Origin of the sequence: Ruania alba (genome assembly GCF_900105765.1) — a bacterium.
Taxonomy (GTDB): domain Bacteria; phylum Actinomycetota; class Actinomycetes; order Actinomycetales; family Beutenbergiaceae; genus Ruania; species Ruania alba.
The window spans coordinates 2,010,800-2,024,408 of record NZ_FNTX01000001.1 but is presented as its reverse complement, the minus strand read 5'-3'; the positions used below and the strand labels follow the sequence as shown (position 1 = coordinate 2,024,408).

Annotated in this window: 14 protein-coding genes and 1 pseudogene; 7 read left to right on the top strand and 8 right to left on the bottom strand. The window is 67.8% G+C overall.

Annotated features, from left to right (window positions below; translation table 11 throughout):
- Positions 1-14: 14 nt before the first annotated feature.
- Together BLU77_RS09305 and BLU77_RS09300 are read right to left on the bottom strand one after the other, a co-directional pair.
- Positions 15-1,817 (bottom strand): hypothetical protein, encoded by a 1,803-nt coding sequence (locus tag BLU77_RS09305; protein WP_089772672.1) that lies wholly within the window; start codon positions 1,815-1,817, stop codon positions 15-17.
- Complete coding sequence (locus BLU77_RS09300) at positions 1,802-2,566, bottom strand: ABC transporter ATP-binding protein (RefSeq protein WP_089772671.1); 765 nt, start codon at positions 2,564-2,566, stop codon at positions 1,802-1,804. Before BLU77_RS09300 ends, BLU77_RS09305 begins: the two co-directional genes overlap by 16 nt.
- 107 nt (positions 2,567-2,673) lie before the next feature.
- Here BLU77_RS09300 and BLU77_RS09295 point away from each other — a divergent pair, with 107 nt between their 5' ends.
- On the top strand, positions 2,674-4,023 hold the full coding sequence (locus BLU77_RS09295; RefSeq protein WP_089772670.1) for a sensor histidine kinase: 1,350 nt from the start codon (positions 2,674-2,676) through the stop codon (positions 4,021-4,023).
- 10 nt (positions 4,024-4,033) lie between these two features.
- Complete coding sequence (locus BLU77_RS09290) at positions 4,034-4,717, top strand: response regulator (RefSeq protein WP_089773107.1); 684 nt, start codon at positions 4,034-4,036, stop codon at positions 4,715-4,717.
- A gap of 15 nt (positions 4,718-4,732) precedes the next feature.
- Here the strand turns inward: BLU77_RS09290 and BLU77_RS09285 are convergent, their stop codons facing one another.
- Positions 4,733-5,551, bottom strand: a complete 819-nt coding sequence (locus BLU77_RS09285) for a helix-turn-helix domain-containing protein (RefSeq protein ID WP_217632388.1) — start codon at positions 5,549-5,551, stop codon at positions 4,733-4,735.
- 147 nt (positions 5,552-5,698) lie between these two features.
- Here BLU77_RS09285 and BLU77_RS23180 point away from each other — a divergent pair.
- Positions 5,699-5,917: pseudogene (locus BLU77_RS23180) on the top strand (DUF1330 domain-containing protein); the annotation flags it as partial.
- A gap of 209 nt (positions 5,918-6,126) precedes the next feature.
- Here BLU77_RS23180 and BLU77_RS09275 read toward each other — a convergent pair.
- Positions 6,127-6,903: a SurA N-terminal domain-containing protein gene (locus BLU77_RS09275; protein WP_089772669.1), complete on the bottom strand. Its 777-nt coding sequence runs from the start codon at positions 6,901-6,903 to the stop codon at positions 6,127-6,129.
- Between the two features lie 223 nt (positions 6,904-7,126).
- Between BLU77_RS09275 and BLU77_RS09270 the strand changes: the two genes are divergently transcribed.
- From BLU77_RS09270 to BLU77_RS09260, 3 genes are read left to right on the top strand one after another with little or no spacing between them, the layout of a single operon-like run.
- Complete coding sequence (locus BLU77_RS09270) at positions 7,127-7,549, top strand: nuclear transport factor 2 family protein (protein ID WP_089772668.1); 423 nt, start codon at positions 7,127-7,129, stop codon at positions 7,547-7,549.
- A 17-nt stretch (positions 7,550-7,566) separates the two neighbouring features.
- On the top strand, positions 7,567-8,574 hold the full coding sequence (locus BLU77_RS09265) for an NAD(P)-dependent alcohol dehydrogenase (protein ID WP_175477006.1): 1,008 nt from the start codon (positions 7,567-7,569) through the stop codon (positions 8,572-8,574).
- Positions 8,575-8,601: 27 nt separating this feature from the next.
- On the top strand, positions 8,602-8,985 hold the full coding sequence (locus BLU77_RS09260; RefSeq protein WP_089772666.1) for a hypothetical protein: 384 nt from the start codon (positions 8,602-8,604) through the stop codon (positions 8,983-8,985).
- A 178-nt stretch (positions 8,986-9,163) separates the two neighbouring features.
- Here BLU77_RS09260 and BLU77_RS09255 read toward each other — a convergent pair whose 3' ends face one another.
- A complete protein-coding gene (locus BLU77_RS09255) occupies positions 9,164-9,829 on the bottom strand; it encodes a GntR family transcriptional regulator (protein WP_089772665.1) in 666 nt (221 codons plus the stop codon).
- A 32-nt stretch (positions 9,830-9,861) separates the two neighbouring features.
- Positions 9,862-10,737, bottom strand: coding sequence for a 2-hydroxy-3-oxopropionate reductase (locus tag BLU77_RS09250; RefSeq protein WP_089772664.1), 876 nt, complete (start codon positions 10,735-10,737; stop codon positions 9,862-9,864).
- Between the two features lie 117 nt (positions 10,738-10,854).
- On the opposite strand from BLU77_RS09250, the gene BLU77_RS09245 reads away from it, so the two are divergent.
- Positions 10,855-11,544 (top strand): GntR family transcriptional regulator, encoded by a 690-nt coding sequence (locus tag BLU77_RS09245; protein WP_089772663.1) that lies wholly within the window; start codon positions 10,855-10,857, stop codon positions 11,542-11,544.
- On the opposite strand, the gene BLU77_RS09240 is transcribed toward BLU77_RS09245, so the two are convergent.
- Positions 11,493-12,692: a glycerate kinase gene (locus BLU77_RS09240; protein ID WP_175477005.1), complete on the bottom strand. Its 1,200-nt coding sequence runs from the start codon at positions 12,690-12,692 to the stop codon at positions 11,493-11,495. The two genes, BLU77_RS09245 and BLU77_RS09240, sit on opposite strands and share 52 nt — an antisense overlap.
- The gene (locus tag BLU77_RS09235) at positions 12,689-13,504 is read right to left on the bottom strand and encodes a hydroxypyruvate isomerase family protein (protein ID WP_245708744.1); all 816 of its coding nucleotides are present in this window, start codon (positions 13,502-13,504) and stop codon (positions 12,689-12,691) included. Before BLU77_RS09235 ends, BLU77_RS09240 begins: the two co-directional genes overlap by 4 nt.
- Positions 13,505-13,609: the final 105 nt, after the last annotated feature.

Sequence of the window (13,609 nt, the reverse complement as noted above, 5' to 3'; positions counted from 1 at the left end):
CCGCGCCTCCGGGATCACCGCTCGGAACGGGTCGTGCTCTTCTCGCTTCGCGGGCGGGACTTCACCACAGCCTTCTCCTTCGCCTGGCGCGCCTCGAGATACGACTTCTGCGCCGCATCTGAAAGTGTGCCCGCCCACCACGGAACCGTATTGCCGGATGTCCCGGTCCCGCCCGGCGCGAGCTTGAGCCCTGGATACCGCAATCTGGCGAAGGTCTCCGGCATCCGCACACCGAGAAACACGATTGCCGCGCGCCCCAGACCCCAGGCCGCCAGCGCCCCGTTGAGCACTCCGATAGCCAGCAACGCATACGGCCACCACCATGCCCCGGTGAACCCTGCCCCCGTGATCGTGAGCACAGCCACGGCCACGGTGGGTGCGCTGATCAGCGCCGAGGCCCAGAACCCGATCTGCAGCAGCAGCGGGTTCTCACCGGCATCGGTGGCGTTGCGACGCTTGGCCGGATCCACGCCCGCACTGACCCCGACTACCGAGAACAACGCCGAGATCCCGGCGCCACCTCCCACCAGCGCAGCCATCGCCGCACCGACCGGGACCAGCACAGACCAGCCATCACTGAGCCACGCGAGCGCGACGGCAAGGATCGCGGCAGGCAGACCCAGGGAAAGGACGATGGCGATCTGGCGGCCCCGTACGTCCGCTCGCACTGCGCTGCGGGAGTCAGTGACGGCGAGCATCCACAGCGCGGTTCCGTCCTGGCCGTACAGGTTCGCCCCGGACAGACCCACCATCATGGCGGCGGCAAGGGCCGCCGCAGGTGCGAAGCGGAAGAGGTCAGGGATCTGCCCGAGACTACCGATATAGAGGAACAGGGCGAAGAACACGCCGAGCCAGACGGCGGTTCGAATCTCCAGGCTGCGCCACGGGTCACGCATCCAACTGCGAAGTTCTTTGCCGACGACGGCGCCGAGCGGCGTGGGTGCGAGGGCGAGTAACGGGTCGCGCACGGCCTTCCCTCGAGCGACCTGGCGCGAACCCCAGGGCAGACCGCGACGGCGCGCCGTTCTGTTCCCGACGTGCGGGATGAGCAGAGCCACGGCAGCGGCAACGGTCAGGACAGCAGCAGCCATCAGGGCGCCGAGGCGCCAGAGCGCACCCATGGCGTCGCCCGCGGCGGCGGCGGCGAGCGCGCCGCCCGGCCAGCCGAACGGCAACGCATGCAGCACTGTGGCCGGCGGCCCGTCCCCGATTCCGTCGGCGAGCAGTGCCGGGATGGCGATGCCTGCGGGGAACACCACGAGCCAGCCGGCCATCGCCGACGAGATGAGCAGTCCATACTGCATGGCGGCGATCTCCACGCCCACCTGGGTACGCATCGCCGCTCCGAAGATGGCGTACACGGCACGTGAGAGCGCCACCAGGCCGACCGTGAACAACACTGCGACGAGCAGGCCCAGGAGCGCCAGCCACAGGTCCAGCAGTGCGCCGTGAGCGACCAGCACCAGCATCGCGGTGAATGTCAGGATCGCTCCCGGACCGACGTAGACCGAAGCCAGCAACCCCATGCCGAGCCGGCGACGGTCGAGAGGCAGCAACGTGAAGTACTCGGGCCGCAGCACGGAGGCGCCGGAAGCGAGGATCGGTCCGATCACCCAACCCAACGCCCAGAGTCCGAAGATGACGGCGATCACGTCGCCGCGCGCGCCGGGGTCGGCGGCGAGCGTGCCCGCCCATGTCGCAGCGACGGCCAGCAGACCGAGAGTGACGCCTGTGGGGCGCTTCCAAGACTCGTTGTGGGACTCGATCGTGCGACGTAGCCCGATCAGGTGCCGTACCTCGGTCAGTGCCCCAGCCACGACAGTTCCTCCGCGTTGATCGTGCGTTCGCCGACCAGAGCGACGAATCGGTCTTCGAGGCTCCCGGAGCCGCGCACCTCGGTGAGTGTGCCGTCGGCAAGGACTTGACCGCGCGCAATGATGGCCACCCGGTCACACATCTCCTCGACGAGGGACATCACGTGGCTGGAGATGACGATCGATCCGCCGGCGGCCACGAACCGGCGCATGATCGCGCGCAGCACCCGCGCACTGACCGGGTCGACAGCTTCGAACGGCTCGTCCAGCACCAGCACCCGCGGGGAGTGCAGCAGTGCGGTGGCCAATCCGATCTTCTTGCGCATCCCGGTGGAGTACTCCATCACCAGCACGCCGCCGGCATCGGCCTCGTCGAGCTCCAGGATGCGCAGCAACTCGGCAGTGCGGGCCGTCACGACGGCGGGGTCCATGCCTCGTAGCAGCCCCCAGTAGCGCAGCAACTCGCTGGCCGTGAGTCGTTCCGGAAGGGCGAGACCGTCCGGGAGGACGCCCAGTAGCGCTTTCGCCGTCGCAGGCGCTTGCCAGACATCGATCCCGTCGACGCGAGCGGTGCCCGAGTCCGGTCGCAGCAAGCCGACAGCCATCGAGAGCGATGTGGTCTTGCCGGCTCCGTTGGGTCCGACCAGTCCGGTCAGGGAGCCGCGCGGAACGTTCAGGGTCACGCTGTCGGCGGCAAGGTTGCCCGAGAAGTCCTTGGTCAGGGAGTCGAGCGCGAGCGCTGGTTCAGTCATGTGCCCTACGGTGCCGGTCGGTCGCGAAGGTGGCATCGGCCGATCGGTCAATCGTGCTGACCGATCGGGTAGGGCCTGAAGGAAGCTCACCCTCCTACTCTGGTGGCATGACCAGCAGCGACGATGGTGTCCGGACCTCCCCGCCGGAGGTTGACACGTGGCTGCTGCCGGGAGAACTCGCACGAACGGTGCAGCGCAGGTCGCGCCGAGCCAGCGCGATCCGATTGCCGCGGGCGCCTGGGCGAGCACACGTGCACCGCACCGCGCGGGACTGGGTGGTGGACAGCCTCGTCTTCCTCGTCTGCGCCGCGGGGTGGGCGGCAGAGACGTTCGGTGCGTCCACTGCGGCGCCCGTGCCCGTGTGGCTGCAGTGGATCGACGTGGCCAGCGGCGGGCTGATGTGCCTGGCACTGTGGTGGCGGCGCGACTTCCCGATCGTGATCGGGTTGACAGCAGCAGGGATTGGCGCGGTGTCCAACAGTGGAGGGTTCGCCCTCATTGTGGCGATCTTCTCCCTCGCCTTGCACCGCGGCTGGCGGTGGGGCTACGGCGTGGCGGTCCTGGCACAGGTACTGGCCGTGCCCCACCTCGTGACGTTCGTGCCCGAGTCGATCGGCAGTCCGGTGGCATGGACGGTGATTGTGACCTTGTGGGTGCTGCTCGCTGCGACGGCGGGACTCATGGTCCGCGCTCGACGTCAACTCGTGTGGATGCTCGTGGCCCGGGCCGAAGAGGCCAAACGTCACGAGGTAAGCAATATTGCCGCGGCGCGGACCGCCGAGCGCGAGCGGATCGCGCGGGAGATGCACGACGTTCTGGCGCACCGCTTGTCGCTGTTGGCTGTGCACGCTGGGGCGCTCGAGGTGCGGATCGATCGGGCGCGTGATGCGCAGGTTCCGGCAGCGGAGCTGGCGGAGTCGGTCTCCGTGGTGCGTCGCAGTGCGCACCAGTCGCTGGAGGAGTTGCGCGAGGTGCTGCACGTTCTGCGTGGTCCGGCGCAGGCTGCGGCAGACCGGCCCGATGACGGCGGGACGGCACCACCGGCCCCGACGTTGGACGGTCTGCCCGCGCTGGTGGCCGAGGCGCGCGGTGGTGGTCAGCAGGTGAACCTCGAGGTGGCCGGCACGTCCGGTGTGTCGGTGCCTGCGTCGGTGCAGCGCACCGTCTATCGGATGGTGCAGGAAGGCCTCACCAATGCTCGCAAGCACGCCCCAGGTAGCCGCGTGCGGGTGCTTGTTGAAACCCACGCGCACTGGGTCCCACCATCTCTGACAGTGCAGGTCAGCAACCAACTGCTACCGGGCGTCAGTGCCGCTGAGCTGCCGAGCGCGGGTACGGGGCAGGTGGGGTTGGCCGAGCGGGTCGCGGTGCACGGCGGCACGTTCGAACGCGCCGTTCGCGAGGGCGAGTATGTCCTGGAAGCACGGATCCCCCTGCGCAGCAGCTCGTCGTCGTAGGTTGGAGCCCATGGTCACGGTCCTGCTGGTCGACGACGATCCCTTGGTGCGCTCGGGGCTGCGCCTGATGCTTGGCTCCGATCCTGCGATCGAGGTGGTCGGGGAGGTGGGCGATGGCGCAGATGTGCTCGCCGCTGTCGGGCGTCTCGCGCCGGATGTGGTGCTGATGGACGTGCGGATGCCGCAGCTCGATGGCGTGGCAGCCACAGCGGCACTCGCGAGGATGGGCGAGGGTGCGCCGTCGGTGCTGATGTTGACCACGTTCGGCGCCGACGCCACCGTGGTCTCCGCGCTGCGAGCGGGTGCTAGCGGGTACCTGCTGAAGGACACCCCACCGGAGCAGATCCTCGAAGCAGTACGGCGCGTGGCCGCCGGTGAACCGGCGTTCTCGCCTGCAGTCACCAGGTCCCTGGTGACACTCGCCACCTATGGATCTGGCGAGCGAACCCCGATTGAGCCGACGGCGCGTGAGCGTGCGCGGACTCGGCTGGCAGCGTTGACCGAACGGGAACGGGACGTGGCGTGCGCAGTCTCGAGGGGCCTCTCGAATGCCGAGATCGCCCGAGAGATGCACCTGTCCGCCTCCAGTGTGAAAGTGCACCTCTCCGCCGCACTGGCCAAACTGGGCCTGTCGAACCGCGTGCAGGTGGCGATTCTCGCGCACACGGCGTTCGGAGAAGACACGGCCGACTAGACGAAGCATCCTCCGCTACCGCGTTCGGACCTCACTCGACAGGTCAGGCGCCGGCAGTGCTGGGGCCAGGTGCGCGCGGGTGGCCTCATCTGCCGGGAGGAATGTCTCCAGGTGCAGCCCTTCGAGCGTGGCGTCGGCGGCCGTGGTGATCTGTGCTGAAGTACTGAACAGGCGCAGGACCGATCCGGTCACCGCAAGGTCGAGCGTCAGGACCGGCCCGGTCTGCGGGGGAGAGCAGTCGCCGCCGTCCAGGTACTCGGCGAACTCGTCGGCGAGCTGATGGTGGCGCGGGTTCTGCGTGCGCCGGGCGCGGTGGATCACTTGGCTCCGGAGGTGCGTGGTCCACTGGTCCGCGTTGCGGATGCGGGGCAGCAGCCCGTTCGGGTGCAAGCACAGCCGCAGAATGTTGACGGGCGGTTCCAACAGTTCGGGTGCGCACCCAGTCAGGAGCTGATCGACTGCGGTGTTGGCCTCGACGATGTCCCAGTAGTCGTCCAGCAGCAGCGCGGGGTACGGCAGATGGGCATCGACCAGGCCGCGTAGCCCGTCGAGCACCACGGCCAGTGCCGGGTGCGTGATCGGGCGGTCGGGGTAGCGCGGGGCGTGACCAGCGAGTGTCAGGAGCTGGTTCCGGTCCCGTAGCGGCACGTCGAGCTGGTCGCTCAGCCGCAGAATCATCTCTGCCGAGGCCCGAGCGAGCCCGGTCTCCATCCGCGACAGGTGCCGGGTACTGACTGCGGACCGGTTCGACAGCTCCTGCTGACTGAGGTTGCGATGTGCGCGCCAGGAGCGCAATTCCTCACCGACATGCGTGGGCGCGGCGGCAGGGATCACCTGCGACAGCCTAGGCGAGTGGGCGCGGCCCGGTCGCACCGGGTCAGGTAGGGGCCGCCGTCTTGACCCCACAGGTCATGGCTGGCACACCGTCCGGGGAGCAGGGTGGACGACGTCAGTTGCACACACAGATCAAGGAGAACTGCCATGTTCCGGCACAGCGGCACCTACGGCTATGCGATCGGCCACCTGACCGAACTCCAACTCGGGCCTGAGGTCATCGAGTACGTCGAACGGATCGAGGCGACCTTCATTCCGTTCGGCGGCGAGTGGCTGGTGCACGGAGCCTCACCTGAGGTCATCGAGGGAGACCTGGACGGCGACATCGTGATCATCCGCTTCCCCTCCGTTGAGGCTGCGCGGCAGTGGTACTCTCGCCCGCCTACCGAGCGATCGTCCCGCTGCGTCGCCAGAACTCGAAGTCGGTGGTGCTGCTGCTCGCCGGGGTCCCACAGGGATACACGGCCGGCACGACGGCCGATCGCCTCCGTGGGCTTCTGGCGAGTGGGGGCTGAAGCTGACGCTGGGACGCGTCAATGGGCGCATCCGCAGTGGCCCCTGCGGGCCCGTCGACCTCACAGGTGGATGGTGACGTCCCCGTCCTCACGCAGACCCGCCAGGATCTCCTCGACGGCCGCATTCTGCTGCTGTCCACGCGCCTGGGCCGCGAGCTGGTCACGCACCTCCTCGAAGGGCGGGATCTCACCCTCGCCTTCGCCGCCACCCTGGGCCTCCATCTGCTCCACGAGGGTGTCGTACTGTGCTCGCAGCTCGTCCTCGCTCGGCTCAGTGACCTCGGCTTCGGCGTCGATGTAGGCCGTCACCTCGAACTGGGAGGCGGCGTCCTCGCGCACCTGCTCCTCGGAGATGCCCTGCTCGCCCAGTGCTGCGATCACCTCGTCGGCTGAACCGAGACCGTTCTGGGCGGCGATGTCGGCGAGCGTGGCCTGGATGTCCTCCTCGGTGGCCTCGATGCCGGCCTCCGCGGCAGCCTGGGTGAGCAGCCGGTTGCCCACCAGCTGATCGATGACCTGCTGCTGGAGTGCGGCCTCGTCCACCTGCTCGCCGGTGGTCTGCTGGGACATCGCGGCCTGCTGCAGCTGACCCTCATAGCTGGAGAGGAACTCCTCGAGGGTGATTTCTTCGCCGTTGACCTCGGCGACAACCTCGGGGAGGTCCTCCAGGTCGGCCTCGGCGTCAGGCTGAGGGGACTCCGTGCCGGGCGCGTCACTGGCGGACTCGCCGGCACCGGGGGACTCGCTGGGCTCGCCCTCGCCCTCGCTTCCGGAGCATCCGGCGAGCGCGAGGACCGCCGCCAGCGAGACGGCGGTGAGCGGGCGGATGAGCGACATGCAGACTCCTCAAGCGTGGGTACAGACCATGCGACGGTACACACATGCACCTGGCAACGAGGCCAGGGAATGATCAGGGAATGTTCAGGAAGGTACCGTGCGGTGTCGGCGTCTCGGGATGCTGGGGCGCGCTAGGGCGCCATGGCGGGCCAGGGGGCGGCGCCGCAACCGAATCCCTGTGATTTCATGAGATCCATCACATCGAGAACCGGGGGAGGTCCGCATGGCCGATAGTGACGAGCTGCTCGCACTCGAGCATGACGGATGGCAGGCACTGTGCCGTGGCACGGGGGCCGCGCACTACGGGCGCCTGATGACCGACGACGGGCTGATGGTCCTCGCGCACGGGTTGGTGCTCGACCGCGCGGCGGTGGTGGCCTCGCTGGACCAGGCACCGCCGTGGGACACCTATCAGATTCACGATGAGCGACTGGTCGAGGGCGTTCCCGGCGCGACGGCCCTGGTCTACACGGCGCGCGCGACCCGGGCGGGGGAGCGCCCGTTCGTGGCGCTCATGTCCAGCCTCTACGTGCGCCGCGACGGCGAACTCAGGCTCGCGCTGTACCAGCAGACGCCGATCCCTGGTGACACAGACCAAGGCGCCGGAACGCACACCCGACGGTGTTCGTTCCTACCCGCTCGATAGGGTGATCGATTATGGCCATGATGCGAGCGAGCCTGTTGGTGGCGCCGGGCTGCCTGGAGATCCGCGACATTCCGATCCCGACCCTGCGGCCTGGGGACGTGCTGGTCCGCATCGAGCAGGTCGGGCTGTGCGGCTCCGACGTGCATTTCTTCGACCATGGTCGGGTGGGGTCGCTGGTGGTCGAGGAGCCGTTGATCCTCGGGCACGAGGCGGCCGGCGTGATCGTGTCCGTGGGGGAGGGGGTGGACCCGACCCGCGTGGGCGAGCGAGTGGCGATCGAGCCGCAGCGGCACTGCCGGGAGTGCTCATACTGCCTGGACGGCCGGTACAACCTGTGCGAACAGATGGAGTTCGCCTCGGCACCGCCGGTGCACGGCGCCTTCGCCGAGTACCTGGCCGTGCCGGCCATGTTCGCCCACCCAATCCCGGACGCGATGACCTTCGAGCAGGCCGCGCTGGCCGAGCCGCTCTCCGTCGGACTGGCGGCCGTGCGCAAGGCCAGGGTGACTGAGCGGCGGGTACTGGTGGCCGGCGGGGGACCGATCGGGGTCCTGACGGCGGCCGCCGCCCGGGCGCACGGCGCCCGGGAGGTGGTGCTCACCGACCCGATCGCCACACGCAGGGCGCACGCCCGTGCGCTGGGTGCCACGACCGCCGTCGGGCCGGAAGAACTTGAGGCGAACACGGGCGCCGGCTTCGAGGTTTTCGTGGATACCTCCGGGGTGCCGGCGGCGATCGATGCGGGACTGCACGCCCTGCGCCCGGGTGCGGACGCCGTCCTGGTGGGCATGGGGCACGACCGGATCGAGCTGGACCTGTTCCGGGTGCAGTCCCATGAGCTGCACCTGCACGGCCTGTTCCGGTACGTGCGCACCTGGCCCACCGCGATCGACCTGATCGCCCGCGGCGTGGTGGCCACCGACCCGCTCGTCTCCGACCGGACCGACCTGGCGGGGCTGCCCGAGGCGATGCGCCGCAACGGTGACCCCGAGGTGATGAAGATCCTCGTCAACCCGCAGAAGTAGCGCGCCGCCGGTCACGCCGTACTCTCCATGGGGTATGGACCCGCGCGAGAACACCTCGACGTTCCGTGGCCGGCTGCGGCTGGTGCTCTGGGCTACGAGGGGGAGTGCTCCGAGCGCACGGTGCGGCGGCAGACCGCCGTCGGGCTCGTGCTGCAGGCGCTCGTGGCGCTGGTGCTGCTGCTCGGTGGGGTGATCGGGCTGCTCGCCTTCGACGTGGCCACCGCCTCGCTCGCCGTGAACGGGCTGATCATGATGGTGATCGTGATCTGGGTGGCCCGGTCTGGACGGTGGCGGTGCTGGGCCAGGAGATATGGTGGCGGCTGCTGCAGTTCGTGGCGCTCTCAGTCGGGGCTCGTGACGGTTGCGCCCGGCATGGCGGCGATCGAGACGAGGGCAGTGCAGGTCGGCTGACCTGGGCATGTTTGCCAACGTCGGGTGCGGTGCAACTGCACCAGTGGTGGCACACGAGCGGCGAGGTGCCGTCCGTAGTCTTCTGGCTGCGCACGTCCGGCGGGCTTGCGCTTAGCTGCTTACATCGACAAACGGCCGGACTTTACCCATCTCAGGAAGTGGCACCTAGGCGCCAGAACTACCGACCCGTCGCCAAGGCCTGTGCCGTGAGCCGGTCGCGAGCATGAGCGAGGTGGGCTAAGAGCGTGGCCGCCGCCGTCGCCGCGTCACCGTCGGTGATCGCCTGCATGATGGCGGCATGCTCGCTGGCGACATCGCCCGGGCTCGTGGAGCGATGAGCCTGGAACTGTCCCATGGTGAGATGAACCTCCCCCATGATCAAACTGTGCATCTTGGCGAGGCGACTGCTACCGGCAGCCTCGACCAGGGCCATGTGGAACTCGATGTCGGCAGCAACCTGATCGGGGAAGTTCAGCTGCTCCGCCGCAACCTCGATGGCCCCCTGAGCGTCAACGGCGCCCTTAGGTACTTCCTGTACGGCCGCGAGGCGGACGACCGCTGCGCGCTCCACGGCCTCGCGCGCGATGAAGAGGTCTTCGAGTTCGTCGACGGTGAAGGTTGGCACCACTGCGGTCTTGTGAGCGGATCTGCGCAGCAGCCCAGCTGCCGTGAGCCGCTCAAGACACGCCTTGGCGGTGGGCCGTGCGACGTCGTAGTCCGCCGCCACTCTGGCCTCAGTGAGCTTTTCGCCGGCTGGTAGATCAGAGTTGATGATGCGCAGCCGCAGAGATTCATACAGCGCGTCCGTCAGGGACGACGGGGTCAGCGCGAACCGTCCTACCATGGCGCCAACTGTGTCACAGGCTCACTTGCCCATCAATGTGAGCTGTTGCAGGTTCGGATCAGTGTCAATAACGCCGAGTGATCGAGGTGCCCGAGCCCCTGTGCCACGGCTGCCACCATGAGCTGGGAGACGAGAGCGGTCATCGGCAACGCGATGCCGGCACCATCGGCGGCACTGCACACGATTCGCAGATCCTTGTTGTGCAAGGTGATCCGGAACCCCGGTTCGAAGGAACCGTTGATGAATGCCTCGCGTTTGCGGGTAAGCACGGTGGAGCCTGCCAGGCCGCCATTGATGGCTGCGAGGGCGCTAGTGAGGTCAGCACCAGCCGATTCCAGCAGGACGATCGCCTCGGACACTGCCTGGATGTTGGCGGCGACGATCAGTTGGTTCGCCGCCTTCGTCAGCTGACCCGCACCGGCCGGTCCCACGTGGGTGATCGTTGCGCCGAGGCATTCCAGTACCTCACGTGCCTCGTCGAGCGCCGAGGCCTCGCCGCCGACCATGATGCTCAAGGTGCCCTCATGCGCGGCTGCCTCGCCGCCACTGACGGGGGCATCGAGCATCATGATTCCGCGCTCTGCGAGCGAATGGTGGATATCACGAGTAGTGTCCGGGCGGATTGTGCTCATGTCGACGAAGATCTGTCCAGGCATCAGCGCCGCCGCCAGACCACCGGTGCCGAGAACATCTTCGACATCCGGGGTGTCCGGAAGCATGGTGATAACCAGGTCTGCCCCATCCGCCACCTCCGCCGGCGAGCCTGCGACCTGTGCGCCCGCTGCCAAGATGCGGGTGCAGGACATCTCGGAGCGGCCATAGGCGAGAACCTGGTGGCCGGCTGCCACCAGGTTCGTGATCATCGGGGCGCCCATGATGCCCGGCCCCACGAATCCGATCGATGACATGTGTCCTCCTCTGATGCTGTGACACCGCCGAACGGCACGAAACGCCGACGGCTAGCGATGTCACCCTGGCATACTTCTGGACTAGCAAGCAATCTGGTCTAACAAAATGAGGTTCTCGTGGTCGAAGAGTTGAGAGCGGTCTCGCTTGTCGATGCTGTGGCGGAGTCGCTGCGGCTGGCGGTGATCTCGGGAACGGTCGAGTCCGGCGCGATTCTGACCGAGCAGTTCGTCGCCGACCGGTTCTCCGTGGCTCGAACGACGGCAAAGGCGGCGGTGGAGCGTCTTGTCACAGATGGCTTCCTGCAGCGCACGGTTCACCGCAGTGCCCGGGTGCCGGTGCTCAGTGCCGCGGATATCGGCGACCTCTACGACACCCGGATCCTGCTGGAAGTCGAAGCACTGACGCGGGTGGCACAGCGGGGTGAGGTGCCTGCCGAAGCTGAGCAGCGTGCTGCCGAAGTAGTGCTATTCGCCGAACGAGGCGATCACGATCGGATGGCCAGCTCTGATGTAGCGATGCACCGCGCACTGGTCGAGGCGGCGGGCAGCCCACGACTGACCCGGATGCACGCCACCATCATGGGCGAGGCCCACATCTGCATGGTCCAGGTGCAGCACCGCAACTTGTTGCACGCACGGACGATCAATGCTGAGCACCGGGCGATACTGGACACCATTGCGGCTGTGGATCCCGTGGCGGCGGCGGAGTCGGTCCGTTCGCATCTGGTGCGGGCCCGAGATCAACTGCTTGCGCGCTACCGGGAACTTGGCAACCGCACGTCATCGACTGAAGCGCCCGAGTCCTGAGTCGCGGTCGGCTCGGCGTCGGGAAGGGCGTGACTGGCCAGGTCGCGCCCGACTGCCTGAAGCCATCGCCCCGCGCAGGTGATGCTCGAACCCTCGTCTGGGGCGAGATCCATCAATGTCCGATGGCCTGCGTACCCCTGGTCGCGGACCTGCGTCGCGTCCAACTCGCTGCGGCCCGCCACTACCCAGCACGGTCGCCCGAGCTGGCGCGCATACCGGAGGACCCCCGAAGGCGCCTTGCCTGATGTCGTCTGCGGGTCCAACGATCCCTCACCAGTGATCACGACGTCTGACCAGCCAACGGCCTCTTCAAGTCGACTCAGTCGGGAGAAGACGGTGAGACCGTCCACGATGTCGGCACCGAGTCCCACGTGTAGGCCAAAGCCGAGACCGCCTGCTGCGCCAGCGCCTGGGCGGCACCGGCCGGCGCGGCCAGCGGCATGTTCGAGGACATCCGCCCATCGAGAAAGCGCGCGTTCGATGCACGCGATATCCGCCGCTCCAGCGCCCTTTTGCGGCCCAAAGATCGCAGCGGCGCCGGCGCCGCCCAGCAACGGATTGGTCACGTCTGTGGCAATCTGTAGCTCGATCCCGCGCCACCGCTGAAGCCCGCTGAGATCCACGCGGGCCACGCTCATCAGCGCGCTCGGCCCGAAATCTGTCATCGCGTTGCCGTCGCGGTCGTACACCTGCGCGCCGAGTGCAGCGAGCGCCCCAGCGCCGCCGTCGCTGGTGGCACTCCCGCCTGCGCCGACGATGATGCGTCGCGGGCATTGGTCGGCTGCCGCCCGCAGGACTTCGCCCAGGCCGTAGGTGTGTGCCACCAGCGGCTCGCGCTCGGCCGGGTGGATCAGCTCCAGGCCACTTGCGAGGGCCATTTCGAGGACGGCGCAACCTCCGCGCATCACGAATCCGGCCGCGACGGGTCGTCCGAGCGGATCCCTGGTGGAGACACGATGGAACGCGAATCCATATGGAACGAGTTCGCTCGCGAATCCGTCGCCGCCGTCGGAGACAGGATGAACCCGCACCTCAGTGTCCGGGCGGACGTCGCGAATGCCCGCGCCGAGGTAGCCAGCGACTTGCGTTCCGGTCAGGCACCCTTTGAACTTGTCGACGGCGATCAGGATTCGAAGTGAACCAGTCACGCCGCGTGCCCATCGATCCAGGTCAGGCTGTCCTCGGTACGGACAGTCGGCCGGTACTCGCAGGCGATCAGCCCCTCATAGCCAGCATTCGCGAGGCTGTCCAGCGAGGCGACGATGGGCAAAGTGCCCGTCCCTGGCTCGCCACGACCGGGCGAGTCGGCGACCTGCACGTGCCCGATCCACTGGATTAGCCCGGGAACGCCGCCGACGATGTCGAACCCATTGCTGCCGAGGTGGAACAGATCAAACAGGAGTTTGACATTCGGAAGATGTGCGAGCGGGCCGCGCAGCAGGTCGACCACCTGCTCAGGGTCGGTCAACGGGTAGTCGCCGTTGTGGCCCTTGGCGAGCGGCTCGAGCAGTACGGTGCCACCGATAGACGCTACGGCTGTGGCAGCCCTCTGGAGCGAGGCTAGCGCGGCGGAATCCTGCTCTGCCTGTGAGAACCGTGCGTCCCTCTGGCCGTAGAGGAGGTTGAAGGAGCGGCACCCAGTCGCCTCGGCGAGCTCCAGAAGCGCCGCGGTATTGGCCCTCAGCTCGGCCGCGCGGTCGGGAATGCTGGCCACCCCCCGTTCACCGCCGGGCATGTCACCGGCGTAGAAGTTCAGGCCACGCAGTGCCACGCCGGCCTGGCTGATCGCGGCAGCCAGTTCGCGAAGCTGCGCATTCTCGACCACTGGCTGCTCGAAGGGCCACCACATCTCGATGTCGTCGAAGCCGGCTGCGGCTGCCGCCCGTGGTCGATCCAGCAGCGGATGCTCGGTGAACATGACCGAGATGTTCGCGCTGTAGGTGAAGGTGTCGTCGTGCACGTGCCCTCCTGGCGACGATTGCGATTGTCCGTCTGGCAATCTTGACAGACAAGTCAACCGAAGCCAAGATGATCCCACGGTCAACGCCGACACACGTCGAAGACT